Source organism: Hyphococcus aureus (assembly GCF_042643165.1).
Taxonomy (GTDB): Bacteria; Pseudomonadota; Alphaproteobacteria; order Caulobacterales; family Parvularculaceae; genus Hyphococcus; species Hyphococcus aureus.
This window is the reverse complement of the sequence record NZ_JBHRSH010000001.1, coordinates 341,732-366,528: the sequence shown is the minus strand read 5'-3', so window position 1 is coordinate 366,528 and position 24,797 is coordinate 341,732. Positions and strand designations below refer to the sequence as shown.

Annotated in this window: 31 protein-coding genes and 1 tRNA gene; 18 read left to right on the top strand and 14 right to left on the bottom strand. The window is 57.7% G+C overall.

Translation table 11 applies throughout. From position 1 onward, the window contains the following. Positions 1-267: 267 nt before the first annotated feature. On the top strand, positions 268-537 hold the full coding sequence (locus ACFOOP_RS01655) for an usg protein (RefSeq protein WP_379879078.1): 270 nt from the start codon (positions 268-270) through the stop codon (positions 535-537). Here the strand turns inward: ACFOOP_RS01655 and ACFOOP_RS01650 are convergent. Then, the gene (locus ACFOOP_RS01650) at positions 534-1,646 is read right to left on the bottom strand and encodes a dipeptidase (protein WP_379879076.1); all 1,113 of its coding nucleotides are present in this window, start codon (positions 1,644-1,646) and stop codon (positions 534-536) included. The genes ACFOOP_RS01655 and ACFOOP_RS01650 overlap by 4 nt on opposite strands. A gap of 80 nt (positions 1,647-1,726) precedes the next feature. Between ACFOOP_RS01650 and ACFOOP_RS01645 the strand changes: the two genes are divergently transcribed. Further along, complete coding sequence (locus tag ACFOOP_RS01645; protein WP_379879074.1) at positions 1,727-2,212, top strand: MarR family winged helix-turn-helix transcriptional regulator; 486 nt, start codon at positions 1,727-1,729, stop codon at positions 2,210-2,212. Between the two features lie 24 nt (positions 2,213-2,236). Here the strand turns inward: ACFOOP_RS01645 and ACFOOP_RS01640 are convergent, their stop codons facing one another. Beyond that, a complete protein-coding gene (locus tag ACFOOP_RS01640) occupies positions 2,237-3,013 on the bottom strand; it encodes an aminoglycoside 6-adenylyltransferase (RefSeq protein ID WP_379879072.1) in 777 nt (258 codons plus the stop codon). A gap of 119 nt (positions 3,014-3,132) precedes the next feature. Here ACFOOP_RS01640 and ACFOOP_RS01635 point away from each other — a divergent pair, with 119 nt between their 5' ends. The 10 genes from ACFOOP_RS01635 (at position 3,133) to ACFOOP_RS01590 (ending at position 11,342) form a co-directional block, all read left to right on the top strand. After that, the gene (locus ACFOOP_RS01635) at positions 3,133-3,747 is read left to right on the top strand and encodes a CDP-alcohol phosphatidyltransferase family protein (RefSeq protein ID WP_379879070.1); all 615 of its coding nucleotides are present in this window, start codon (positions 3,133-3,135) and stop codon (positions 3,745-3,747) included. Continuing rightward, positions 3,734-4,690, top strand: a complete 957-nt coding sequence (locus tag ACFOOP_RS01630; RefSeq protein WP_379879068.1) for a phosphatidate cytidylyltransferase — start codon at positions 3,734-3,736, stop codon at positions 4,688-4,690. The genes ACFOOP_RS01635 and ACFOOP_RS01630 overlap by 14 nt, the downstream gene beginning before the upstream one ends. A gap of 85 nt (positions 4,691-4,775) precedes the next feature. After that, complete coding sequence (locus ACFOOP_RS01625; RefSeq protein ID WP_379879066.1) at positions 4,776-5,309, top strand: hypothetical protein; 534 nt, start codon at positions 4,776-4,778, stop codon at positions 5,307-5,309. A gap of 19 nt (positions 5,310-5,328) precedes the next feature. Further along, on the top strand, positions 5,329-5,964 hold the full coding sequence (locus tag ACFOOP_RS01620) for a lysophospholipid acyltransferase family protein (RefSeq protein WP_379879064.1): 636 nt from the start codon (positions 5,329-5,331) through the stop codon (positions 5,962-5,964). Beyond that, complete coding sequence (locus tag ACFOOP_RS01615) at positions 5,955-6,518, top strand: hypothetical protein (RefSeq protein WP_379879062.1); 564 nt, start codon at positions 5,955-5,957, stop codon at positions 6,516-6,518. Before ACFOOP_RS01620 ends, ACFOOP_RS01615 begins: the two co-directional genes overlap by 10 nt. Positions 6,519-6,644: 126 nt before the next feature. Then, on the top strand, positions 6,645-7,631 hold the full coding sequence (locus tag ACFOOP_RS01610) for an FKBP-type peptidyl-prolyl cis-trans isomerase (protein ID WP_379879060.1): 987 nt from the start codon (positions 6,645-6,647) through the stop codon (positions 7,629-7,631). 145 nt (positions 7,632-7,776) lie between these two features. After that, on the top strand, positions 7,777-8,214 hold the full coding sequence (locus tag ACFOOP_RS01605) for a hypothetical protein (RefSeq protein ID WP_379879058.1): 438 nt from the start codon (positions 7,777-7,779) through the stop codon (positions 8,212-8,214). Positions 8,215-8,278: 64 nt separating this feature from the next. Then, a complete protein-coding gene (gene argE / locus ACFOOP_RS01600; protein ID WP_379879056.1) occupies positions 8,279-9,436 on the top strand; it encodes an acetylornithine deacetylase in 1,158 nt (385 codons plus the stop codon). A 24-nt stretch (positions 9,437-9,460) separates the two neighbouring features. Then, positions 9,461-9,850 (top strand): MAPEG family protein, encoded by a 390-nt coding sequence (locus tag ACFOOP_RS01595; protein WP_379879054.1) that lies wholly within the window; start codon positions 9,461-9,463, stop codon positions 9,848-9,850. Between the two features lie 139 nt (positions 9,851-9,989). Continuing rightward, positions 9,990-11,342 carry a class I SAM-dependent methyltransferase gene (locus tag ACFOOP_RS01590; RefSeq protein WP_379879052.1) on the top strand — a complete coding sequence of 451 codons (1,353 nt, stop codon included), beginning with the start codon at positions 9,990-9,992 and terminating at the stop codon, positions 11,340-11,342. Here ACFOOP_RS01590 and ACFOOP_RS01585 read toward each other — a convergent pair. Next, positions 11,339-12,100 carry a metallophosphoesterase family protein gene (locus ACFOOP_RS01585; protein WP_379879050.1) on the bottom strand — a complete coding sequence of 254 codons (762 nt, stop codon included), beginning with the start codon at positions 12,098-12,100 and terminating at the stop codon, positions 11,339-11,341. The two genes, ACFOOP_RS01590 and ACFOOP_RS01585, sit on opposite strands and share 4 nt — an antisense overlap. Positions 12,101-12,260: 160 nt before the next feature. Here ACFOOP_RS01585 and galE point away from each other — a divergent pair, with 160 nt between their 5' ends. From galE to kdsB, 3 genes are read left to right on the top strand one after another with little or no spacing between them, the layout of a single operon-like run. Further along, positions 12,261-13,271, top strand: a complete 1,011-nt coding sequence (galE, locus tag ACFOOP_RS01580) for a UDP-glucose 4-epimerase GalE (RefSeq protein ID WP_379879048.1) — start codon at positions 12,261-12,263, stop codon at positions 13,269-13,271. Next, a complete protein-coding gene (locus ACFOOP_RS01575) occupies positions 13,268-13,684 on the top strand; it encodes a VanZ family protein (RefSeq protein ID WP_379879046.1) in 417 nt (138 codons plus the stop codon). Before galE ends, ACFOOP_RS01575 begins: the two co-directional genes overlap by 4 nt. After that, on the top strand, positions 13,681-14,454 hold the full coding sequence (gene kdsB, locus ACFOOP_RS01570) for a 3-deoxy-manno-octulosonate cytidylyltransferase (protein ID WP_379879044.1): 774 nt from the start codon (positions 13,681-13,683) through the stop codon (positions 14,452-14,454). The genes ACFOOP_RS01575 and kdsB overlap by 4 nt, the downstream gene beginning before the upstream one ends. Before the next feature lie 318 nt (positions 14,455-14,772). Here the strand turns inward: kdsB and ACFOOP_RS01565 are convergent, their stop codons facing one another. Continuing rightward, a complete protein-coding gene (locus ACFOOP_RS01565; protein WP_379879042.1) occupies positions 14,773-15,621 on the bottom strand; it encodes an Lnb N-terminal periplasmic domain-containing protein in 849 nt (282 codons plus the stop codon). A gap of 131 nt (positions 15,622-15,752) precedes the next feature. On the opposite strand from ACFOOP_RS01565, the gene ACFOOP_RS01560 reads away from it, so the two are divergent. Beyond that, positions 15,753-16,556 carry a TerC family protein gene (locus ACFOOP_RS01560; protein ID WP_379879040.1) on the top strand — a complete coding sequence of 268 codons (804 nt, stop codon included), beginning with the start codon at positions 15,753-15,755 and terminating at the stop codon, positions 16,554-16,556. 38 nt (positions 16,557-16,594) lie between these two features. Here the strand turns inward: ACFOOP_RS01560 and ACFOOP_RS01555 are convergent, their stop codons facing one another. Next, on the bottom strand, positions 16,595-16,867 hold the full coding sequence (locus tag ACFOOP_RS01555; protein ID WP_379879038.1) for a hypothetical protein: 273 nt from the start codon (positions 16,865-16,867) through the stop codon (positions 16,595-16,597). A gap of 175 nt (positions 16,868-17,042) precedes the next feature. Between ACFOOP_RS01555 and ACFOOP_RS01550 the strand changes: the two genes are divergently transcribed. Beyond that, a tRNA-Ser gene (locus ACFOOP_RS01550) sits at positions 17,043-17,132 on the top strand. A 185-nt stretch (positions 17,133-17,317) separates the two neighbouring features. On the opposite strand, the gene ACFOOP_RS01545 is transcribed toward ACFOOP_RS01550, so the two are convergent. The 8 genes from ACFOOP_RS01545 to ACFOOP_RS01510 form a co-directional block, all read right to left on the bottom strand. Continuing rightward, positions 17,318-18,859 (bottom strand): recombinase family protein, encoded by a 1,542-nt coding sequence (locus ACFOOP_RS01545; RefSeq protein ID WP_379879036.1) that lies wholly within the window; start codon positions 18,857-18,859, stop codon positions 17,318-17,320. After that, complete coding sequence (locus ACFOOP_RS01540; RefSeq protein WP_379879034.1) at positions 18,856-19,293, bottom strand: DUF2924 domain-containing protein; 438 nt, start codon at positions 19,291-19,293, stop codon at positions 18,856-18,858. The genes ACFOOP_RS01545 and ACFOOP_RS01540 overlap by 4 nt, the downstream gene beginning before the upstream one ends. A 186-nt stretch (positions 19,294-19,479) precedes the next feature. Beyond that, positions 19,480-19,824, bottom strand: a complete 345-nt coding sequence (locus ACFOOP_RS01535; RefSeq protein ID WP_379879032.1) for a DUF3489 domain-containing protein — start codon at positions 19,822-19,824, stop codon at positions 19,480-19,482. 385 nt (positions 19,825-20,209) lie between these two features. Beyond that, positions 20,210-20,692 (bottom strand): DUF5681 domain-containing protein, encoded by a 483-nt coding sequence (locus tag ACFOOP_RS01530; protein WP_379879030.1) that lies wholly within the window; start codon positions 20,690-20,692, stop codon positions 20,210-20,212. Between the two features lie 5 nt (positions 20,693-20,697). Continuing rightward, positions 20,698-22,008 carry a site-specific DNA-methyltransferase gene (locus ACFOOP_RS01525; RefSeq protein WP_379879028.1) on the bottom strand — a complete coding sequence of 437 codons (1,311 nt, stop codon included), beginning with the start codon at positions 22,006-22,008 and terminating at the stop codon, positions 20,698-20,700. Continuing rightward, positions 21,999-22,289, bottom strand: a complete 291-nt coding sequence (locus tag ACFOOP_RS01520; RefSeq protein WP_379879026.1) for a hypothetical protein — start codon at positions 22,287-22,289, stop codon at positions 21,999-22,001. Before ACFOOP_RS01520 ends, ACFOOP_RS01525 begins: the two co-directional genes overlap by 10 nt. Before the next feature lie 73 nt (positions 22,290-22,362). Beyond that, on the bottom strand, positions 22,363-22,815 hold the full coding sequence (locus ACFOOP_RS01515; RefSeq protein WP_379879024.1) for a hypothetical protein: 453 nt from the start codon (positions 22,813-22,815) through the stop codon (positions 22,363-22,365). Positions 22,816-22,990: 175 nt separating this feature from the next. After that, entirely contained in the window at positions 22,991-23,236 is a 246-nt protein-coding gene (locus ACFOOP_RS01510; RefSeq protein WP_379879022.1) for a helix-turn-helix domain-containing protein, read from the bottom strand. 93 nt (positions 23,237-23,329) lie between these two features. Here ACFOOP_RS01510 and ACFOOP_RS01505 point away from each other — a divergent pair, with 93 nt between their 5' ends. Beyond that, positions 23,330-23,794, top strand: coding sequence for a hypothetical protein (locus ACFOOP_RS01505; protein ID WP_379879020.1), 465 nt, complete (start codon positions 23,330-23,332; stop codon positions 23,792-23,794). 181 nt (positions 23,795-23,975) lie between these two features. Here ACFOOP_RS01505 and ACFOOP_RS01500 read toward each other — a convergent pair whose 3' ends face one another. After that, positions 23,976-24,779 (bottom strand): BrxR family transcriptional regulator, encoded by an 804-nt coding sequence (locus tag ACFOOP_RS01500; RefSeq protein ID WP_379879018.1) that lies wholly within the window; start codon positions 24,777-24,779, stop codon positions 23,976-23,978. Positions 24,780-24,797 lie beyond the last annotated feature (18 nt).

Genomic DNA, 24,797 nt, shown 5'->3' with positions numbered 1-24,797 from the left:
CAACCAAAGCGCCATTCTTGCGAGTGGTCCCATGGGAATGACGAACTCGCCAAATAGGAATGATGCGCCCCCCTGTAAAGAGAAAAAATGCGGGGGAGGGCGATTTTTCGCCCGAGGCTGTCAGCAGTCTGCGCGAATGGCTGCTAACATATTGAAAAATAATGAAGAATTTTGATTTAATCGGTCCTGTCAAGCTTGCCGGTTGATGAGGTTTTGCGGCGATAATTCGTGATCGCATTTCCCGTTGCGTTTTGGAAGGAGACAGCTATGCGTGCGGACCATTCTTTCAAGAGACAGCTTGAGGGCTATCGCCTCGCCACGGCGGAGATTCTTTACCACCTTCCCGACCATCCGGGTCTTCTTCAGTCCTATCTCTGGCAGGATTACGACATCGCCCCGAAATATCCGGTGCTGTCGCGCTTTCTTGATTTCTGGACTCGCGAACTCGAAGGCCCGATCCACTCGGTGCGCCTCGCCGGCAAGAAGCTGATCGGGGCGGCTGAATTACGGAACGTGAGCGAGTACGGGTTGAATTAGGACTGCCACGCGTCGCGGAACACGCGTTTGAAGTTCAGCCCCAAGACCTTGTCGACGGCGCTTTCAGCATAGCCGAGTTTTTTCAGTTCATCGGCGATGACATACATACGCTGCGGTCCGTTGAGCCCGACCACAAAGGGCATGGGCCCCTCGCCGGGCGCGGCGATCCCGGCTTCCTTTCGCGCGGCGTTGACCGCATCCCATTGCGCAATGCTTTCCGGGCTGACGTCAAAGGCCGGCAGCACCGCGTCGCTGCCGATCCCCACATGATCCTCGCCACAGATTTTCAGCGCATGGCTGAGATGCGCGACATAGGCGCTCAGCGGCGTTGGTTCGTTGTCAGGCGTCAAATAGCTCAACTCATATATGCCAACGACGCCGCCCGTATCCGCGACGCTTTTCAATGCTTCATCCGACTTGTTGCGCTGATGTTGATAAACGCCTGCGCAACCTGAATGAGTGACGGCGACCGGCCGCGTTGAGGCCTTGATGGCGTCGAACATGGTTTGCTCATGGGCGTGACTGAGATCTAGCAGCACACCGTTTTCCTGCATCACCGAAACCGCTTCACGGCCAAGGTCACTCAGGCCGAGCGGTCCATCGACCGACATGACGCCCGCGCCGAATGGGCTGGTGGTGTTGTAGCCGAGCTGCATGACCCTGACGCCCTGGGCGGCGAATTCTGCGATGCGCGCCGGTTGCCCGTCATGCATGGTGGCGGCTTCGAAGGATTTGATGATCCCAAGCCGCCGTGATGTGTGGGCTTCATCAATGTCGGCGACCGAGGCGATAGATTGAAAGATATCTGCATTGTCCGCGATCGCCGCATCATAGGCGGCGAGTTCTTCAAGCGTTTCAGCATAGCTCCCGCCGCTGCCGCCCATGGAGATTTTGATCGCGCAGAGGCCCGATTCCCGGATTTTATTTTTAAGACCCTCGCTCATGCTTCCTTCGCCATCGAAGGCGATGACCATATTGCCATTGATCATGAGCCGCCTTGCGGAGGCGACCACATCGGCGCTGCGGTTGCTTGGCGAGCAGGCCGCGATGGCGCCGGAAAACAGCAATCCCCCGGCAGATTGAAGAAGGGTTCGTCTGGTCTGGCGCATGGCGGTTTCCCTTATGATGGTTTTGCTTGCAAAAAATTACGTAGGCGCCTACGTAATTTGCAGAAAGGAGTCAATTAGAAATGGCTGAAACGAGAGGATTTAGCGATAAAACGGCGATCGGTAAGCGGCTGCGGCGCTTGTCGGAGCTGATCGATCGAGACGCGAAGAGCCTTTACAAAGAACAGGGCGTGCAGTTCGAGCAGCGCTGGTTTGGCGTCCTTAATGAGCTTGTCGTTAACGGGCCGATGACGGTGAAAGAGCTGGCCCAGGCCTTGAGGATCACGCACGCCTCGGTCAGCGAAACGCGCCGCTCGCTTGAGGCGGCGAACATCATCGTTGCGACAGCCGATAAGTCCGACGGCCGTCAGCGCATTTTGCATCTGACGGCGAAAGGAAAAAGGCTCGTCGACACTTTATCTCCCCTCTGGCAAGCGCTCGAAGATGCGTCGATCGAATTGAACCATGAGGCGCGAAATGTTGTCGCCGCGCTGGACCGGCTTGACGCCGCGCTTGAACGTCAATCGCTATATGAGCGGGTTGCGAGGAAACTATGGGGAGACGTTTAAGCGAGTAGGGAGTGACTACAGCCGCTAAACGTTTTGCACATATGTCCGCACCTGTTTGCGCAGAGCCGTGTCGGGCGGAAGCTGATCCGCCGTCAGTTCTTCGTATAACGTCATCGCTGATTGAAGCGCATCCTTGACGCTATTTCGGTCATGGGCGGCGAGCGTTGCTTTCAGGCGTAATGCATCACTCGGGAATTTCTGTTCGATCCGGCGTATGCCGCGCTGGGGCTGGTTTTCGCGCATGTAACACAAGGGTCCCAGGACCTGATCGCGAATGAAGGCGAGCATGCCTATGGCTTCGAAGAGCTCGCCGCGGCCAAGTTTCGTCGCTCCATAGTGAACCCAGATCCAGAAGCGTTCCTCGAACCAGTCGATATTCTGGTCTGGCCAGCGCACTGAAGCCTTGCCGAGCAGCGCCTCCACCGATCCGTCGCGATCGAAAAGAACGAGCGGATGTTCGATCAGTTGAGACAGCGCGCCCGGGACGATAAATTTCAGATCCACATGGATAGTGTCGGGTCCATAAAGACAGATCAGCAGCCGCGGCTCCCCCACATGTTCGCCGGTGAAAGCCGCAAGCAGATCGCCGAACTGCTCGGCAATGTCGAGCCGTTGCGCCATGAGGGCGTCATAGGCGGCGTCAGCGACGACAAGGACGAGATCGAGATCGGAAAATTCGTCGACCCCGCCATGAATAAGTGAGCCGCCGGCGAGGAGGCCGAGGAACCGGTCATCCGCTCTGATCTTCGCTTGAATGTTGTCGAGAATGTTTTGATGGGAAGGCGTCAATGTGCTGGTCATACGATCCTCCAAGCCAGCACCTTAGAATTTCAACATTCGTCTTAACGGTCAATACGGACCCGCTCGCGCATGCTGGGCAAATCTGCCTATGCTGTCATCGATAGATCGGGAGAGATCTCTTGCCCACCATCTACGACCTTAAACCTAAATTTCAGGCTCTGCTCAGACCGTTCTGCATGCGGCTGGCCGATGCGGGCGTCACCGCCAATCAGGTGACACTGATCGCCAGCGGACTTTCGCTGGCCCATGGCGCGGCGCATATAATGAATCCCGGCGCGAAGTGGGTGCTCATTCTCCTGCCCATCATTCTCTTCATTCGTATGGCGCTGAACGCGATTGACGGCATGCTGGCGCGCGAGTTCGGGCAGGCGTCGAAACTCGGCGCGATCCTCAATGAACTGACGGACGTCATTTCCGATGCGGCGCTTTATTTGCCTTTCGCCTTCATCCCCGGCTTGCCGGCGCCGCTGGTTGTCGTCGCGGTGTTGTTGGGCGTCATTGCGGAAATGACCGGCGTCATCGGCGTCCAGATCGGCGCGTCGCGGCGCTATGACGGCCCGTTTGGCAAGTCGGATCGCGCCTTCTTTTTTGGCGCGCTTGCGATTCTGCTCATCATTTTCGATCCGGGCCGCTGGTCGACGGTGCTGATTGCATTCGCCTGCGCTTTGAGCGCCGCCACGATTGTGAATCGCTCAAGACTGGCGTTGAAAGAGGTTCAAAATGCGAATTCCTGACGCCCTTCCGGATAATGTTTTCTACGCCATTGCGGTCATCTATGGCCTGCTGGTGATCGCCAGTATCGCTGTTGCGGTGATGAAGCGGACGCGGCCGGGCGAAGGAACGGCCGAGCTTTCCCGCCGGGTGACGTCGTGGTGGTTCATGATCACCATTTTCGCCATCGCCATCGTCACCAACCGGATCGTCTCGACGGTTTTCCTCGCCTTCGTGACGTTTCTGGCGTTCAAGGAATATCTTTCGCTGATCCCCACGCGGCGGGTCGATCGGCTCATTCTTCTGTTCGCCTATTGGACGATTCCGTTTCAATTCTATTTCGCGCACCGGAATGAATATGGTCACTTTCTGACCTTCATCCCGGTCTGGACGTTCCTGTTCATCCCCATGGCGATGACGCTCGCCGGAAAAACGGAAGGATTTCTGCGCGCCGTCGGGACCATCTCGTGGGGGCTCATGATCACTGTCTTTGCGCTGAGCCACACGGCGATGCTGCTCTCAACCGACAAGGCGCTTGCAGGTCCTGCGGGCGGGGCGGGGTTGCTCCTCTTCCTCGTGGCGCTGACGCAATTCAATGACGTGGCGCAGTTCACCTGGGGCAAGCTTTTTGGCAAACACAAGATCGTCCCGAAGGTGAGCCCCAAGAAAACCTGGGAAGGTTTTATCGGCGGGCTGTCCTCGACCATCATCGCCGCCGCTGTTGCGGGACCGTTCCTGACGTCCATGCCGTTTTATTACGCCGCGGTCGCCGGCGGCATCATCGCCATTGCAGGCTTCCTCGGCGACATCACCATTTCAGCGTTCAAGCGTGACCTTGGCGTGAAGGATTCCGGCGGGCTCATTCCGGGTCATGGCGGGATTTTGGATCGCGTCGACAGCCTCACCTACGCCGCGCCGGTATTTTACCACGCTATGCACTTTTTCGTCTTCAGCGGGCGGGTGTGATGAGGAGTTTTTGTCGGCGACCGTGGTGCAATCTATCGATAAAGTCAGCTATTCGCGTTCAGGCAATCCAGGGGAACATTAGGGTATGACGGTAAACTGGGAAGCAATTTCGACCATTGCCGACATCGTAGGGATCGTGATCATCGTTGCGTCTCTCTTCTATGTCGCCCGTCAGGTCCGGCAAAACACGGACGCGATATTGACCAGCTCGCGGCAAGGCCTGCTCGAATCAGATCTCGGATTATTCTCCGACTTTATGACCTTCTCTGTGGACCCTCATCTCGTTCGGGACGATGTCAAGCTGACGTTGGAAGAAGAACGCCGGTTCGTATGGCTGCTCGTTAAGGCGATCAGAATAAGAGAGTTCGCTTGGCATCAGTACAAGTCGGGGAATTTAGACGAGAAATCATGGCAGTCATATATGGCGCCAGTGCCGGAGATGTTTTCCACCAATCGCGCCAAGGCCGTTCTGAAGTTTTATACCGGGTCTCCCGAATTCGCGGCGGTGCTCGCCGATTGGCTGCCTGCCGGCGAAGAGGACTCTGAGGGACAACCCCGTCAGGCGACTTCGGATTTGATACAGGGCCTTTATTCACGGCAAAGCGCGAAGAACGATTAGGCCGTGTGGAAATGACGGCATGAAAAATTTTCTCCAGTTTCTTTTCTTCGTCATCGTCGTGCGGCCGGTGTTGCTCGTCATTCTTGGTATGAATGTGCGCGGGAGAGAGCACCTGCCTAAGAAAGGACCGGCGATTGTTGTCGCCAATCACAACTCTCATCTCGATACGCTGACCTTGATGGCGTTGTTTCCGCTCAAAGATCTGCATCTGTTGCGGCCCGCAGCGGCGGCGGATTATTTTCTGGCCAATAAATGGCTCAACTGGTTCGCGTCGACCATCATCAACATCATCCCGCTCGCTCGGGGGGCGGTGAGGAAAAACCCGCTCGCCGATCTCGAAGACGCGCTCGATCGCAATGAAATTCTCATCCTCTTTCCCGAAGGCTCGCGCGGCGAGCCTGAGCAGCGTGCGGATTTCAAACGCGGCGTCGCCTATCTGGCGAAGGCGCGTCCCGATGTTCCCGTCTATCCTGTTTTCATGCATGGCCTCGGCAAGGCGCTTCCAAAGGGCAGCCTTATTCTTGTTCCCTTTACCTGCGATGTGATCGCCGGCGCGGCGATTTCATGGACCGGCGACGCCCAGAGCTTCATGGGCGTGTTGGAGACGCGTATGGGCGAACTCGCCAGTGAGGGACATTTTCAGCCATGGGAATAAAGGACCAGAAATTGTGGTTCGCGGGCGCCGCGCTATGGGGTTTTGCGGAAGCGACCTTCTTTTTCATCGTACCTGATGTTCTTTTAACGGCGGCGGTGCTGGTTTTCGGTTTTTCCCGCGCTTTCCGCTTCGCGACGATCGCGGCTTGCGGCGCGGCGGTGGGCGCGCTGCCCATGGTGATATGGGGCGCCGCCGATCCGGAGGCCGCGCGCGCCTTTCTTCTCTCGGTGCCGCTGATCGGTGAGGATTTGCTGCTCCGCGTTTTGGGAGAGCTAGAAGGGTTCTGGCCTATCGACCTTACTGTCGGCGCCGTGACAGGCGCGCCCTTCAAGATCTACGCGGTGGAGGCAGGCGCTGACGGCGTCAATCCATTCCTTTTCGCCATGGTGGGCTATGTGGCGCGCCTTGCGCGTTTCACGCTCGCTCTCGGGTTGACGGCGCTGGGATTGCGGCTTGCGGCGCGTTTCGGGCTGCAACGCTTTGCGCCCTATGGTCTCGCATTCGCCTGGGCCGCTATTTACGCCCTTTACGTCATGCAGCGCCTCAGCGCCTGAGCAGAATTACATGAAAGTAACCAGCGGGGACGATTTCCGCCTTCGTGGCGGTTTTCTCCCGCCCGCGCCATAGGCTAGGGTCCCGCGCAAGCTGCAATCAACGCCTGTTAATAAAGGAGTCTCCCCTTGCGTAAGATTTTCCTGCTGGCCGGGGCCGCGGCGCTGGCGCTCGCCGCCTGCGGCAAAAAAGAAGAAAGTGAAGCTGTCGAGGCGGCTGATTCCGAATCGGAAGCTGAGATCGCGGCCGCTGACCTCCCCGATGAAGCGAAGACCGACACTGAGCTGCGCGCTGATTTTGAAAAGCTCGCAGCCGAAAATCTCGCTGCATCGGCCGCCTTCCTGGAAGAGAACAAGGCGCGAGAAGGCGTGAACGTCACCGACAGTGGTCTTCAATATATGGTGCTTGAGAAAGGACCAGCCGATGGTCTCTCCCCGGTTTCCACTGATCTCGTCGTTGTTCATTATGTGGGCACACTCATGGACGGGATGGAGTTCGATTCTTCTCGCGCTCGCGGTGCCGCGGCGCAATTTCCATTGAACGGCGTTATTCCCGGCTGGATCGAAGGCCTGCAATTGATGAGTGAGGGCGATAGATTCCGCTTCTTCATTCCATCCGAGCTTGCCTATGGCGCCCGCGGCGGACCCGGCGGCGGCATCGGCCCTAATGAGGCGCTGATCTTCGATGTCGAGCTGATCAAGGTGCAGAACGCGGCGCGCAATCTCGAAGCGGCGAACGCCTTTTTCGCTGAAAACGCCAAGAAGGCAGGCGTTAAAACAACGCCGTCAGGCCTGCAATATGAGATCCTCACCGAAGGCGCTGATGACGGCGAAAGCCCCGGGGAAGACAGTACGGTTCAGATTCATTTCGAAAGTAAACTGGTCAGCGGCACGGCGCTGGGCTCTTCCTATGAGAGCAACCAGCCGGCGGAGTTTCCATTGAGCGCCGTCATGGAGCCCTGGGTTGGCGAAGCGCTGCCGCTGATGAGTGAAGGCGACAAGTTCCGTTTCTTCATTCCGCCATCGCTTGCTTATGGCGAAGCGGGCACTCCCGGCGGACCGATCGGGCCCAATGAAGCATTGATCTTCGAGGTTGAACTTCTCGATGTGAAGTAAGCAGAGTCGACTTTCGAGACTCAACTTGAACCCCCGTTCGATCGTCGAACGGGGGTTTTCGATTCCTGATACGGACGTTCCGTAGCGAGATCAGAGTCAAGAGCGCCTGAAATTTTTTTATTGTTCGTTTACCCGTATCAAGATAATGGGGATTCTTGCTGACAGTTGGTCAGTGTTTCAGGGGATGCTTTCTGATGAGAAAAGCTGTGAAAAGAAAAGCTGCGAAACCTGCAGCGAAGAAAAAGGCCGTGACGGCCAAGAAGAAAACGACCGCCAAGAAAGCGGCGAAGAAAACCACCGCCAAGAAAAAGACTGTGAAAAAAGCAGCCAAGAAAACGACTGCAAAGCGCAAAGCTCCTGCCAAGCGCAAGACGGCGAAAAAAGTAAAGCTGACGGTGAAGAAAAAGCCGGCTGCGAAAAAAGCGGCGAAGAAAACGACCGCCAAGCGCAAAACAGTGCGCCGCCGGAAGGCCGCCTAAGGCGTCCTCGACTTCTGTTGATGCCCCGGCCCTGCGCCGGGGCATCCACGGGACAGCCTCCGGCAAAGGAGGCGAAATGTCAGATTTCCCTTCAATATCAGTAAGAAAGTGATGCAGCAGCGCTAATCGCGCTTGCCATTCGGGGCTGTCTTCGCGCAATTTGCGCAAATGACAGACATCACCCCCCAACGTGAATGGATCGACCGGCTGGTCGCTTTTGACACCACTTCCTCTAAATCCAATCTCGCGCTCATTGAAGATGTGGAGGCCTATCTTCACGGCTTCGGCGTCGACACTTTTCGCGTCTATGACGACGAAGGGACCAAAGCCAATCTCTACGCCCTGGTCGGGCCGAAGGTCGAAGGCGGCGTCGTTCTTTCCGGCCATACCGATGTGGTTCCCGTGGAAGGGCAGGACTGGTCCACCGATCCTTTCCAGGTGACGGAGAAAGACGGAAAGCTTTACGGCCGCGGCGTCGCTGACATGAAGAGCTTCTCGGCGATCGCCCTGTCGCTGGTCCCCGACATGCTCGCCGCCGGGATGAAGCGCCCGGTTATTTTCGCCCTGTCCTATGATGAGGAGATTGGCCTGCTCGGGGCCCCGCGCATGATCGCCGAGATTGCCGAGCGCATGCCCAAGCCCTCATCGGTGATTGTCGGCGAACCGACCAATATGAAGGTGATCGACGGCCATAAAGGGATCGCCTCCTTCACAGTCAGGGTGACAGGCTACACCACCCATTCAAGCCAGACCGACCGGGGCGTGTCCGCGGTGGAGGCGGCGGCGAAGCTCATCACCAAGATTTCGGGTATGCGCGAACGCCGCGAAGCCGCTGCTGATCCGTCCTCGCCCTTTGATCCGCCTTATTCCACCATGACCGTCAATGTGGTGCGCGGCGGCACGCAGCTTAACATCATGGCGGGCGAGGCCATGTTTCAGTGGGATATGCGGGTTGTGCCCGGCGACAGCCGCGAGGACATCATCGCCGAGTTCACCGATTACGCCCGCGGGATCGAGGCGGAAATGCGCGCCAAGGCGCCTGGCTGCCGGATTGAGATCGAACAGATCAGCAATGCGCCGTCGCTGGCGCCTCATGCGGACAATCCCGCCGCCGATCTCGCCAAGGCGATCACCGGTCTCAATTCGACCGATGTCGTTTCCTATGCGGCGGAGGCGGGCCAGTTTCAGGAAGCGGGTTTTTCGGTCGTCATTTGCGGGCCGGGCTCTATCGATCAGGCGCACCAGCCCGATGAATTCATTACGCTCGACCAGGTAAAAGAAGGGACGATGTTCATTCGCCGCCTTATCGAACGTCTAAGCGCATAACAACAAAACCAAAAGGGGAACGTCATGACATCTTTAGAAGCCGCCGCCCTGTGGGTCGGTCTCAACGCGCTGTTGCTGATTTTTCTGAGCGCAAGGGTTGGCTCCGTTCGCATGAAGCACAAGATTAATCTCGGCGACGGCGGCAATGACGCCATGACCAAAGCGATCCGGACGCAAGGCAATTATATTGAATACGCCCCGGCGGCGATTGGCGGTCTGGTCCTGCTTGCGCTGTTGAATGCGCCTGTTGTCGGCATTCATCTTCTGGGCGGGGTCTTTTTCTTTGCGCGTGTGTCGCATCTGTTGGGGCTAGGCATGGGGGTGTGGCCCATGGGCCGCATGATCGGCACTGTGCTCACCATGCTGACACTGCTTGTGACCGGGCTCTGGCTGATCTGGACCGCGCTGGTTTAGACTTTGTTAAACTGTGTAAGCGGGGTGTGTCTAAGCCCCCGCTTTACAATGACTTTTTTCCTACTTTTACATTTTATTAGCGCAGTCCTGCGAGCTTTTCCGGAAACGAAGTCTCCGTTTTTCGAAAGGCGCCGACCCTGTGAAACATTTGACGCATTGCCGCGCATGCGGATCGAAGGCGCTGACGCCGGCTTTTTCCATGCCGTCCGGTTCGCGCATTGGACTTGGCCGCAAAGCGGACCCGTCCGCCGACTATGTTCTTTGCGACCCATCTCGCGATGCGCGCGCTTGCGGATTGTTGCAGTCGGCCAATGTGGAAGATGACTTCACCTATACGCCATCGGGCCATCATGCCTCGACCCGGGATCATCTGCGCGCGGTTGCGACCGAAGCGCTCGAAATGATTTCAGGGCGGGACTGCGCCGCGCTTGATATCGGTTGCAGCGACGGCACATTGTTGTCTTTCTACCCGCGCTGGGTCGACCGTTATGGCGTTGATCCGTCGGAACATCTGGACGAGATTGGCGACTGGGCCTGGACCGGAAAATCTCCCTTCCCATCAAAGGATCTCGATGCGGCTTTTGGCGACAAGAAATTCGATATCGTTACGGCGGTTTCCGTCATCGAGCATATCGCCGAGCCGCGTGTTTTTCTGAAGCGCGTGAAAGAACTGTTGGCGCCGGACGGCGTTTTTGCGCTCGAAACCCTTTATGCGCCGATCGTCCTGACGCGCACCTGCGTTGAAACGCTTCAGGCAGGCGTCTCCGCCGTTTACTCCCTGTCCGTGCTCGAATGGCTCCTGCGCGAAGCGGGACTGAAAGTTTTCAAAGGCTCCCTGACAGCGAAGGAAGGCGGGTCCATCCGCCTTTTCATTACCCATGCCGAGTTTGAAGAATATGACTTCGATCCCTGGTATGAGCGTCTGGCGCGGCTCTGGGACGAGGAAAACGCCCTCGCCATGCGTGCGCTGCAACCTTATCAATCCTTCGAACAGCGCGCTGCGGAAGTGCGGCGCGACTTTATAGAAATTCTCGAAGACATCGCTGGACGCGGCGAGTGCGCGCATATCCTTGGCGCTGACGCACAAACAGAAGCGCTGCTGCGCTGGGCCGGCCCGGCCGGAAAAGCGATCACCGCTGCGGTCGACACATCCGTAGCGCGGGAAAAAGAACGTCTCGGCGAAAAAGGCCCGCGCATTATTTCCGAAGCCGAATGCCGTTCCGTGGAGCCGGATTTCCTGATCGCGTCCTCCCGCTACAAGCGTGAAATTCTTGAGCGCTGGCGTGAGGCGGTCATGCTTGGCGCCCAGATCATTTTTGTGACGCCGACCCCCCACATTGTCACGTCTCTCAATTTCGCAAGCGAATATGGCAAGGCGATCAACAGCGGCGATGGCCCGGCTGGCGCGCACACATTGCGGGCGATTCTTGCGGCGGCGGGCGGCCCGCGCCTGATCGCTGACAACCCCGATGCAAAAACCGCGAACGGCTAATCAGCCACGCTGAGAAAACGTCTGGTTGTTCCTTCGAGGACGACAGCCGTCAGCAGCCCTCCATAAACGGCGCCAGTGTCGACACCGATGCGCCATCCCGCATCCACAGGCTTGTTGGTGGGCGTATGCCCATGGACGACCACATAATCCGGGCGCTCATCGGCGGATGCGTTGTGGAAGCGCTTCCGGATCCACAACATATCCGCATCGGTTTGATCTTCGAGCGGCGCGCCTGGGCGCAGCCCCGCATGGACGAACAGAAAGTCGCCTTCGACATGGCGAATCTTGAGCGCGTTCAGAAACTCAAAATGGCTTTTCGGGGCGAGGGCGAACCATTGCTCCGCGAGGGTTGGCTTGGGCTGCCCCACCGTGCTGATGCCATAGCTTTCGAGCGTTTCTTCGCCGCCCCAATCGAGCCAGTGGCCGAGATCTTCCGGTTCCTCAAGGAAATCGAGCAAAAGCTCCTCGTGATTGCCTTTCAGAAAGACAGCGTCTTCGTGTTCCGTCTGGAGTTTGATCAGCCGCTCAATCACGCCGCGACTGTCATCGCCCCGGTCCACGTAATCGCCGAGAAAGATAAGCTGAGCAGCGTCGAGAGAGCCGGCGTCTTTTTCAATGTCGTAGAGCAGTTCGTCCAGCATGTCGGCGCGGCCATGAATATCGCCGATAGCGTAAATCCGCTTGCCGTCAGGGACGGCTGCGGTTTCCGGCCAGTTTGAGCCGGATTTCCTCAATAGTCGGTCGATCATGCGCGCCATTATCAGGGATTTCCATGCTAGCCGGTACACTCCAGCATGCGAAAAGGCTATAAAAAATCTGATAAAGAATCGTGCGCAACCTTAAAATTCAAGGATGCGCGGGCCCTTAAACGCAGCCAGAGTGGGCGGAACAGGTCAGGCGGAAGCTGAGCGGCAGACAATGAGCGTACTGGTCACAGGCGGCGCGGGGTATATCGGCGCGCATATGCTGTTGGCGTTGGAAGACGCCGGAGAGCCCGCAGTTGCGCTCGACAATCTTTCAACCGGCGCGCGCTGGCTGGCGCCGGAAAGCGCGAAATTTGTCGAGGGCGATGTCGGCGACGAAGCTGTGCTCGCCCGCATTTTCGCCGAACAGGGCGTTGAGGAGGTGATCCATTTCGCCGGGTCCATCCTGGTGCCGGAGTCGATCCGTCACCCGCTCGACTATTACACCAACAACACGGCGAACACGCTTCGCCTGATCAACGCCTGCGTCACGGCGGGCGTCAAACGGTTCATCTTTTCTTCGACAGCATCCGTTTATGGAACGCCGGAAAGAACGCCGATCTCCGAAGATGCGCCGATCCGCTCCATCACGCCTTACGGCGCCTCAATGGCCATGAGTGAACGCATCCTTGAAGACGCCGCCGCAGCCCATGGTATTTCCTTCGTCACCCTGCGCTATTTCAATGTGGCGGGCGCCGATCCGCAAGGGCGCGCCGGTGAAATCGGCAAACCGACGCATCTGATCAAGGCTGCGGCACAGATCGCGGTCGGCGTCCGAAAGGAAAAGCTCCAGATCTATGGCGGCGATTACCCGACGCCCGATGGCAGCGCCATTCGCGATTTCGTTCATGTCAGCGATTTGGCGCAGGCGCATATGGCGGCGCTCGCCCGCGTGCGCGGAAAGGGCGGGGCCATTACGCTCAATTGCGGCTATGGGCGTGGTTATTCCGTTTACGAAGTGGTCGAGGCGTTCCGGCGCGTCACCGGAACCGATCTGCCTTATGATGTGGGGCCGCGCCGCGCCGGCGATCCGCCGCAACTGATTGCCGACAATGCCGCCATCCGCACGGCGCTCGACTGGCGCCCGCGTTATGACGATATCGACTTCATCGTCGAAACGGCTATCGACTGGGAGCGCCGTCTTGCCGAACGCGATGCGCCGCAACGACGCAAGAGCGGTGCATGAAACGAATCTCCTATTTATGGCCGCGAATTCTCTTTGGGCTGTTGTTTGCGCTCGTCACCTATCTGACGCTGACGCCCAATCCAGATGACGTTAAAGCTGGTTTCGCTTTCACGCGGTGGATTTCGACGACGCTTTTTGGTGATCCGAAACTCGCGGACAAGGTGGCGCATTTTCTTGCGTACTCAGCGCTTGGCGCCGCCGCCGTCTGGGCGCATCTGACAGTCTTTTCAAAGCGCCGCGGATCGGCGCTGGCGCTTGCCGCCTATGGGGTTTTCCTTGAATGGCTGCAGGGGGTTGGCGGTGTGCGCTCTCCCGAGCTTGCGGATGCGATCGCTAACGGGCTCGGCGCCCTGTCAGGCGCGACCGGCGCTGTCATCCTCGCCAATCTGATGCGAAGGTTCCGCAAACCGTGAAGGCCGCCATCATCATCCCTGCGCGCTACGCCTCGACCCGGCTGCCGGGCAAGCCCTTGCTCACACGAACCGGCAAACCGTTGATCCAGCATGTATATGAAAATGCCTTGCAGGTGAAAAAGGCGGCGTCGGTCATTGTCGCCACCGACGACAACCGGATTTTTGATGCGGTAACGGGCTTTGGCGGCAAGGCGGTCATGACCAGCACGGCCCATGAAACCGGCAGTGCGCGTATCGCCGAAGCCGCGAGCGCGATCAATGCGGACATCATCGTCAACATCCAGGGCGACGAGCCTGAGATTGAGCCGCACCATATTGAACGCCTTATAGCCTTGCAGCAGACCGCAGGCGCTTTCGCATCAACGCTTGCCTGTCCGTTTCCCGCGGATGCGACCGCCGGGCCGGGCTCGCCCGAAGATCCTTCAGCGGTGAAAGCCATCCTCGGCGCCGTCATAAGTGATGATGCGTATTGGGCGCGCTATTTCACGCGTCATCAGGCCGTCTGGCCGCGCGACGCCATGGGCCGGATTGAGCGCCCGCAGGATTATTATCTCCATATCGGCGTTTACGCCTTTTCAAAGGCGAGCCTGATGGACTTCGCTGCTGCGCCTCAGGGCGCGCTGGAAAAGATCGAAAGACTTGAACAGCTGCGCATTCTGGAACGTGGCGGGAAAATCGCTATTGGTCTGATACCTCACGCCGCGCCGGGGATCGACACACCGGAGGACTATGAGGCTTTCGTTCGTAGAGTAGGTAAAGGCGCCGCCTGACAGCTGGGTGGGGGTGGGGTGTCGCCGGCGGCGCCTTCTTTGGGTTGCTGCAATGTGTGGCGCTTATGCGAGGGACGCATAAGCATAAAGCGCCGGATAAGCCGCAGCAGCCAGAACGGTGCAAATCGTCAGTAAGGTAATTACGCGGGTCATGGGTCTCTCCTCGTTTCTTGTTATGACGGGGAGATAGGCTCGGATATTTCCGGTTGAAAGATGCGCGCGGCGCATCTCGGCGCTCAAAAAAAACGGTTCATCGAAATGACGAAACGGCAATGCGTTTCGCCGCTCCCTGCCGTCGCTTCGCCGTGAAAAGCCCTGTTAACGCTTTCCGGACGCCATCAATTTTCGCCATGCGCCGGGAAAATCATCATCATTTTCGTCTTGGGCGGCGGCAATTGCGGGTGAGGCGAGGGCGGGCTCCTTTACCTCTTCAAACGGCGTTTTCTCATCGCCCAGAAATCCCAGATGATGGAGCCGCTGCGCCGAATAGCCGGTCAGCACATGGGAGTAATGCCAGGGCAGGGCGCCGGGAAACGCGCCATTGATCGACTTCACCAGCTCATTGGTGCAGTTCGAGGTCAAGGTGTTGTAAAAGCGCGGGCGGTCTTTCAGCGCATTGGTGCGTTCAATAAAATGCGCGAGAATTTCACGTCCCTGATCCGGCGTAACATTCAATTTGTAGGCGTAAAGATCGTGGTCGAGACCGACGGCGATCCGCGTCAGCACATCCTTTTCTGTCGACCATGAGTAGATCAGTTCGAATTTATTGAACATGCCGTTGAAGCCGGAATAGACCTCGCCTTCTTCCTTGCGCGCCTCGACGGAAATGGAAATCGTCTGGTTTGTGTCGCCGCCGAAGACAAAGCTGACCAGCGTGTGCGCCGCGCCCTTGAAGGCCGGGAAGGGCTCAATAAAAAACCAGACTTCTTCTAGGTCCGCGGGGTCGAGCGTGGCGCTGCGCCAATCTTCCTTTGCGACGCCCGCCGGCGAAAACTCGTAGGCGCGCAAATTATCAAGCCGCCAGCTTGCATCCTTCCCGGGCTCGAATTCTGGCGCGCGCGCCAGGCCCGCCTCCCAGTCGCGATCTGCGCGCGGGGTCTTTAAGAAAACCGACAGCAAGAACCCCAGCGCCAGCGCGGCTGCAAGGGCGATCGCGATTTTAATCATCGCAAAACTCCTTCACCCCGCGATGATGCCGCTTTTCGGCAGGCGAGGCCAGCGTCCGCCGCCAATGCTTGATCCCGACCCGCAAAGCATGGCCCACTAGCGGGAAAGGCCATGCAAGCGGAGGGCGCGAAATGGAATCCTTATTGTCGCTGGAAAATCTTTTCACCCTGCTGATGCTTATCCTGCTGCAGGCGGTGCTGGGGTTCGACAATCTTCTTTATATCTCGATTGAATCGAGCCGTGTTGTCGAAAACCGCCAGAGAATGGTGCGATTGTGGGGCATTGGTCTGGCGATCGGGCTGCGTCTGATTTTAATGGTGGTGGTGCTTGGCCTCATCAACTCGCTCACCCAACCGCTCTTTGGCGCGCATCTCAGCGGCGTTTTTGAGGCGTCCTTCACTTTCCACTCCATCGTTTCTATCTTCGGCGGCGGGTTCATCATGTGGACAGCGACTAAGGAGATCATGCATCTCCTCGCTGTTGATCATGTTGAAAATCTTCAGAAAGAACACACGAAATCGGTGCCGGTCGCGATCGCCACGATCGTCTTCATGAATTTGATTTTTTCCTTCGACTCTCTGCTATCGGCGATTGCGCTCACCCATGTGGTTTGGGTGATCGCCGCCGCGATCATCATCAGCGGCGTCATGATGATTGTGCTCGCCGATCGTGTGTCGGCGTTCCTCAAACAAAACAGGATGTTTGAGGTTATTGGCCTTTTCATTCTGTTTATTGTGGGGGTGCTTTTGATCACCGAGGGCGGGCATCTCGCCCATATGCATCTGTTCGGGTTTGAGGTCGTCGCCATGTCCAAGGCGAGCTTCTACTTCGTGATCTTCGTTATGGTTATCGTATCAACGGTGCAGACCCGTTACCGCAACAAGCTTGAAAAGCTCCGCGCCAAGGAACACGCCGAGGCCGCGCCGACGATATAGGATAGGCGATGGCCGGGCGTTGAAAAGCGCCGGACAGTTTAATCGATTGGGCGGAAGATCAGGGTCATGACGACGCCGACAATGCCGATGACACCCCAGAGCGGCAGGCTCATGATGGTGCCAATGGCCTGAGAAACGCCGCCCGGCGAGTTCTCGGCGAGCGCCGCGCCGTCAATGCCGATCAGGCTGAGGACAAATTCCGTGGAGCGCATCACGGGCTCGCCGGTTTCAAGGGACGACACCCCATCGGCCCCCAGCAATGCGATCGCGACAGCGACCAAAACCCACGCAAGAATACGAAACGCCGCCATTTTGCTGGCCCCCTCAAATGGTTAACGCAACCTTAACTGGGGACAGAATAGCCCGGCGGGGGCTCTACTGCAAACCCGTCTCAGCCCTTTGGCATTGTCCCCAAAAAGCCAGCAAAAATGCGGGCGCCTAGCCTTGCGCCCCGGGAAAGCTTGACTATAGTCCGGCGCTCTGAACGGACAGGTGGCCGAGTGGTCGATGGCGCACGCTTGGAAAGCGTGTGGGCGTTTACGCGTCCCGTGGGTTCGAATCCCACTCTGTCCGCCAGTAATTCCGATCGAATTTCCCGTTCCGTTTTCGCGCGCGCTGAAGCCGCCGAACTTCAAAGGCTTGCGCGAGATCTGGCGCCGATATCGGGAACGGGAGACGCGGCAACTGCGCCGATTTCGTGCGCAGGGAACCGGAAGTCTCTGGCGTCTTTTCAGCGGTTCAGGAAACCGGGCGGAGACCCTTCAGGCGCGGGGCTCAAAGCCGAGCGTGCGGCGCTGCGAACCCCAGTCTCCGTCGAGCGGCAGGTCGTTCAGTTTGCGCAGGGTGAGATGCGCCGGCTGGCGTCCGTCGAGGATGGCCTCAACGATGTCAGGAGCAAGGAAGGCAAGCCGCAGCGTTTTCCAGACATAGCGTTCGGAATAGCCCTCGGACTTTGCAAGCGCGATGACGGACTCGTGCTCGCCGTTCTCCAGCTTCGAGCGCCAGCTTGCCCCAAGCGCGACAGCTTTGATCAGCGGCTCGTTGCGTCGGTTCGCGCTATCGGTCTGGATCAGGCGATCAGCGGATTTTCCCGAGGTGAGGTCGGCGGGAACGCGCAGCAGCAATGGGCCGCCAGCGCTGCCCTTCAACTGGATTTCAAGCTCGTCACGGTGAACCGTGATCTTTTTGACGTGCTGCATGAGCGTTGTCGCGTCGGTGTCGGAAGACGACAGCTTCGCCTGTTCTAGGGCGGCGATCACGGCGCCGTCCACTCTTGAGGCGTTGATGCGGCTTACCGCGCCGACCGGTTTTTTCGAGCCGCGCACCAGCGGCGTGCTGACATAATAGCGATAGACAGTCTTGCCGCGTCGTGAATGACTTGGAACCATACGGTTGCCGGCGTCGTCATGGAGCAGGCCGGAGAGGAGGGCGTTCGACTTGCCGTTGGTCTTGGATCGTTTCAGCTGCCGCGCATCGTCAAGCATGTGCTGAACGGAGGTCCAAAGCGCCTCGTCGACGATCGCCTCGTGCTCGCCGTCATAAAGTGAGCCGCCCTGCCGGACTTTTCCGAGATAGACCGGGCTGCGCAGCAGCCGGTTTAGCGTCGTCCGGGTGAGCGCGCCGCCGCCCATCATTTTGCCGGTCTGCGTCTTCCACTTTTTAGCTGAGAGACCTTCCTTGCGAAGCCGGTCGACCAGCCGGGCCAAAGACTTCTCTTCCAGCGCCATTTTGAAGACGGTTCTGACGTTTGCCGCCTCAGTCTCATTTGCAGCCAGCCGGCGGTTCATGATGTCGTAGCCCAGCGGCGGGTGGCCGCCCATCCACATGCCCCGGCGCTTTGAGGCCGCGACTTTGTCACGGATGCGCTCGCCCGTCACTTCGCGTTCAAACTGAGCGAATGACAGCAGGACGTTCAGGGTGAGCCGTCCCATGGAGGTGGTCGTATTGAACTGCTGCGTTACCGACACAAATGACGCACCATGTTCATCCAGCACTTCCACCAGTCGGGCAAAGTCGGCCAGGGACCGTGTCAGCCGGTCGATCTTGTAGACGACGATCACCTTTATCCGCCCGGCCTTAATCTGTCTGATGAGATCCTTAAGCGACGGACGGTCCATATTGCCGCCTGAGAAGCCGCCATCATCAAAGCGGTCTTTGACGATGGTCCACCCTTGAGACGCCTGGCTCCTGATATAAGCCTCGCAGGACTCTCGCTGCGCGTCGAGCGAATTGAACTCCTGGTCGAGGCCTTCGTCAGTCGATTTGCGCGTGTAGATCGCACATGGGATGAGCTTACCGGTCATGGTGATTTTCGCCGGTTCTTAAGGCCGAAGAAACGCGGACCTGACCAGTGCGCGCCGGTGATGGTACGGGCAATCTCGGACAGGCTTCCATAAACCGATCCTCGATAGGCAAAGCCTTCATTCAGCACTTCGACCACATGGCGTTTGCCGCGCCATTCGCGGATGAGGCGCGTTCCGGGCGCCAAGGGCGCCGAGTCCAGAACCGGAGCGCTCTTGTCGCCGTCAAGCCGTGATGCGATCCGTTCGAGCTTGCGGCGGGCTGTTGCAGAAAGGCCCCCATATCGCGCTGCCTGAACATCGAACATCAATGCGCCGCGAATGAGTTTGGCTGAAAAGCCCGGCGGCGGATCTTTTTGATGTATGCGACGCCAATGCTCTCTAAGCATTTCCTTTGGCATGCGCTCGATACGCGCCAGCTCATCGTCGAGCGACATGGCGCAATCTCAGTCGGTGCGGTTGGCGGATTGTTTCGTAGGCGACAGCCGTGATGAGCATCGCCCGGTTCATCTGCGGCGGCGCCTCATCAGTGAGCAGCCGGTAGCGCGCCTCAAGCTTCGGTCGGCTCAAATAGTTAAGCGCGGCGATATCGCGCTCGCTTGCCCTGGATACGGCCGCGCCCCTCATGACCGCTCCCGCAGAAAGTAACGGCGTTCCCCGCCTTCGGGCCTATCGCTGTCGAGCGGCAGGCTGAGCTTCTTTTTAACAGTGCCCGAGAGGAAGCCGCGAACCGAGTGTTTCTGCCAGCCGGTCGCTGCGGCGAGTTCCGCGACGCTCGCGCCGTCTTTCCGGCGAAGCAGGTCGAGGATGATATCCTTCTTCGATCCGGCGTCGTCTTTCCCGGGCTTCTGTTTTTTCGCGACGGATTTCGCCGATGCGGGTTTTATCGACTTTACCGTCCTGACCTTTTTTGCAGGGCTATCCGGTTGCTTCTTTCGGGCGATCTTGACTGATGTCTTACGCGCCATATGCGCCTCCTTCGTTGTTGCACGGCAACAAGCCCGGCGTCTGATAACGGTCGGGCGGAGGCGGGCGGTTCCAGCGCCGCAGGCACAGCAACGCTCTTCCCAGGCGCGAAGTCCAGTCAATTGTTCTCGATACGGAGTAGTTATTAGTTGATTTGTGGTCTGAATGGAGCGGTTTTCGGCAATGTGCTAAGGAAGAGACATTGCCTTGTGTCGGTGTCTTGCAATAAATCCGTCGCCGAGCTTGATTTCGAGCGGCAGGCGCTAATCTCAAAACCAGATTGCGACCCTCCCGATGGTGCGGCGGTGCAGGCGCTGATGCGACGCGTTGAGAACATTGACCTCGCCGTGATGGCGAAAAACTTTCGATCGACAGAGAGACTATTCGTTACTCGTCATCGATGCCGGTGGCGCGCCAGCGCGCGTTCAGCTCGGCTTCCTCTCTCGTTTCCTTTTCTAGGACCGCACGCTCCTCTTCTTCCTCGCGCTTAAACCGTTCCACCAGCATTTCTTCGTTCGAATCAACGAAGTTCACTACTATTTTTGTCGGCGGAGCGTTTTCAGGTTCGAGCGCCGCTGGAACATAGTCGTGGAGCGCTTTCATCAACGCGATCTGTTCGCGCACATTACCCCTGAGGGCGGCAGCGCCGAGCTGATGCGCCCAGGCCTCCCGTAAAGGAACAAGCTTTTTCCGACCGTTTATTTTGATCATGACCTTCTGCGCCATCACTTCGGCGAGAATGCTCGTCATGTTCCTGGAACCCTTCGGCCGTCCCTTTTTGTTTCCGGACTGTCCTTTCTTGAATCGCGTATGCTTAGGTGGTCTTTTATAACCGACGTCATAGTCCTCCGGCTTTTCCTTATCCGACATGATGTTTACTCCTTATACAGTGAACGATCGAAGGCGCGGTTTTCTGCAACCTCATGAAAGGAATGGCCGTATCGGGCGTGGATTGCGCTCTGGCCTGTCGCCTTTTCGTAGCGGCGAATCGCGACATCGACATATTTCGGATCGAGCTCGATCAGCGCCGCGCGGCGACCGGTTTTTTCAGCTGCCAGCAGGGTTGATCCTGATCCGCCAAACGGATCGAGAATGAGATCGCCGCGGCGCGTCACATCCAGGATCGCATCCGCGACCATGGCCACAGGTTTAACGGTGGGGTGATCGGCGAGGTCTTCCATGCGCCCCGCGCCAAAACTGTTGACCCCGGCATAATCCCAGACATTGGTGCGATAGCGCCCGTGACGGCCGAGATCGACGTTGTTGATATGCGGCTCGGTTCCGTTCTTGTAGACGAACACAAGTTCGTGCTTTGATCGGTAAAGCGATCCCATGCCGCCATTGGTTTTGTTCCAGACGCAGATGTTTTTGAGTTCCGCATAAGCTCCGCGCGCTGCGCTCATCAGTTCAAAGCCGTGACGCCAGTCCATGCAGATGAAGTGTATGGAGCCGTCAGCGCTGAAGCGGTTCAGATAGCCGAATACCGCTGACAAAAAGCTGGTGAATTCGCATTCCGACATTTCGCCGGACGCCATGGCGAACTCGTCATGGCGGATGCGGCCGTTGCCGCAAACATGGCCGTCAATGCGCACGTTGTAAGGCGGATCGGTAAAGACTGCGGCGGCCTTTTCACCGTTCAGAACCGCTTCATAAGATGACGCTTCAAGGGCATCACCGCAGAACAGGCGATGGTCGCCAAGCAGCCACAGGTCGCCAGCCTCTGAGACGGCGGGGCCGGGTTCGGGCGCCGGAACGTCTTCGTCTTCCGGAGCAGTCGTATCACTTTCTCCGAGGAGAAGATCGATTTCCGGAGTCTCGAACCCGGTCACTTCGACCGAAAAGTCGAGATCCATGTCGAGAAGACCCTGCAGTTCGATGCGCAGAAGGTCTTCATCCCAGCCGGCGTTTTCAGCGAGCTTATTGTCAGCGAGGATGTAGGCGCGTTTCTGCGCTGCCGTCATTGTCGACAGGCGGATCACGGGAACAGCACCCATTCCGAGAAGCTTTGCGGCTTCGAGGCGGCCGTGACCGGCGATGACACCGCCTTCATCGTCGATCAAAATCGGATTGGTCCAGCCGAAAGTCTTTATGCTTTCGGCGATCTGCCGGACCTGTTTCTTCGAATGGGTGCGCGGATTGTTGGCGTAAGGCTTCAGTGCTTCAACGGAGCGGTGTTCTATCTGCATTGTAACGCCTCCGCCAAGACGAGTCGACGGCTCTCCGCGAACTCAGGCGCCGCTTTCAGGTAAGGAAGCTGATTTTCAGCATTAACAGCTGGCACGATAGCGCCGTCCGCCGTTTTAATTGCGTAAACGCTCAACCGCACAACGCCTTTGCGCAGTTTCAATCGAAGACTCACCGCATCTACGACTCTGCCGCCTTCAAGTTGCTTCCTGGTCAAACCAGGAAAGCCGAATGTACAGTAAGGGTTATGTCCAATGACGAACTTGACGATGTTCCTTCGCATGATTTGGATTCCTTTCTTCATATTGCGAAGCAGGAACCTGGAACGAGACACAGATCCGCGCATTCCGAAGAAATCAGCGTATTTCTTCGGAAGAGGCGTAGGTCTGGACTGTTCTGTATTTCGTCGGACAACCGAGGAAATGGCTCGCGACCATCATCGCCGCAAGTTCCGACGGCGAGCGTCCTTCGTAAAACGCTTCGCCAGGAACAGGGTCGGGCGGCAGATTGTCCGGTGGGCCGTAGCGCCGGACATATCGCTTACACACCTTGTATGCATATCGCAGCAGATTTGCCCGTCTGCGCTTTTCCAGTTCAGTTAACTTTGGTCTTCCTTTAGCTGCCGGGGCCTGTCGGACGAGGTTTGCAACGTACTCGCGCAGCGCTGGCGGAAGACTACCCTCATATGAAGCGACGGCGTCGGCGAGTTCCCAATGACCAATCCGCTCACGGCGAATGACCCGCTCGTTCAGACTTTCCAGGGACGAAATCCTGAGATGGCCGAACCGGCCTGAAGAATGCTGCGTCATGACTGCCTCCTTAAAAACGAAAGAGGCTCCCTATTGAGAGCATATTTTGCCGCTTGTAACCTATTATTTCGTGCGCTGTTAACCAGTTAACCCATTGGTTTTCCGAGAGTGGGTCAAGGAGACACGACGGCGTTCCGGCGGGAATCCAAAAAATCCGGGCTGAAATTGTTGACAGCTATTTCGTACGGCGCGCTTTGGCGCCAGCTTTTTTCGGCGGCGCCTCGAGCAGGGCTCCCATCGGGGCCTCCAGCGCGACCGCAAGCCGGTCCACAACTGTGATGGTCGGGTTCTTTTTGCACCGCTCAATGCCGCTGATATAAGTCCGGTGCAGGCCGCTTTCCTCAGCGAGATCCTCCTGCGACCAGCCCTTTTCGCGGCGCAGGCGCTGTAAATTGAGGGAAAGGCGGCGGCGGACGTCCATTGATCCAGATGGCCCCGTGTGCAGCCGATTGATCTACAGACGATGAGTCACATTCCGCTTGACTTGGAGGGCGCGGGAAGCATTGCTGGCATCATGACCGATGATGGCGGAATCAGGGAATTCGCGTTTACGACCACCCAGCGCGGGGCGGTCGCCGAAAGCCTCGTCGCCGTCGAACTGATGATTGGCTCCGGGGGTCGGCTTGCGCCCTTCAAACCCCTCGCCGATGACGACGGGCTCGATCTCCTCGTTTACGATAAAGCGACCGGCCGGGCGACGCCGCTCCAGATCAAGGCCCGGTTCGGCGTCGACGCCGGCGGGACTGTTGAGTTCAATGTAAGATCCACAACCTGGCGTGCGGACCCGTCAGCGAAGCTGCTCTGTGTGCTTATGGACGACCGGGCGATCGCGGCCGCCTGGATCATTCCGATGGACGAACTCGAAAACATCGCCAACCTTAAGCGCGGGAAATACGTGCTCACACCGTCCCCGAAGGAAGCTAGCCGGGATAAGTATGCGAAATATCGTGTGCCGAACGTGGCGGCGGCCTTTGCGTGACCTCTTATCCAATTCGGAGCGCGGCAGGTGACGGGGACTCGAGTTTAAATCTCCTTCCCGATCTAAAAAGTGGCTTAGCTGCCGAAAATTGGGACGTCTGCTCTGCGCGCAAAACCAGACATGCTTCTGTTCATCACAAATTGGTAGTCGCGTATCCAAAAGCGTACAAACGATACACGGATTAGTCTTTGGCGATCGGTACACGATCGGTTTTTGCGCGCTCCAAGCGACCTTCGGGTTCATTCAATCCCCATCGGCGATCGAAATAGAACTCCAGCGCCTGACGCACTTCGATCTTCAGCATATCATCACTAAATCCGAACTCTCTTCGTACAACAGCCGCCTGCGCAGCGCTGAGCTTCGCGCTTGGTCGCAGCCAGATAATGCTCAGCGTATTCCATTCCTTATCGAAAGGGAGAGGTTCTTCGATCTCAACCGATTCATATTTTCCCTCCGGTTCGATCCGGGCTGGGTGAAAATTCCGGTACTCCCCTCGCTTGAAGCTGTAAGCTCTAAAATGGATGCTTTCTCCATCAAAGGTAAAGCGCGTCGGCGCAATCCATTGAGGGGCCGTTTCACCTGACGTCATTGACGTGTAGCGAATCTTGATTTTCCGCTCATTCGAGACTGCGTCGTAGATCGCTGTTGCGACGCGCGGGTCCAGCCATCGTTTTGCCTTCGGCAGTTCTGCAGGCGGTTGCATTCTATCGTTCGTATCTAAAACGCCGAACACATTTTGCATTGTTGAAGTCGTGATCACTTCGTGGTCTATCGACGCTACGTAGGCCTTGAGACGAGCGTCATACCTCGGTGCATTCTGCCCGATCAGCTTCAAATAGGTCCGAAAATCATTAGCGGCTTGCGCTGTCGAAATTCCAAACCGGTCAGTGAGATCACGTCGCCTGGCAACGCCCCGCCAAGTGAAGCACCGGTCGAGAAACAAAAGGCGTTGTCGCTGGGCATGCTTCAGGTCGTCGAGCGTCATCCGATTTCCTATCTTGAC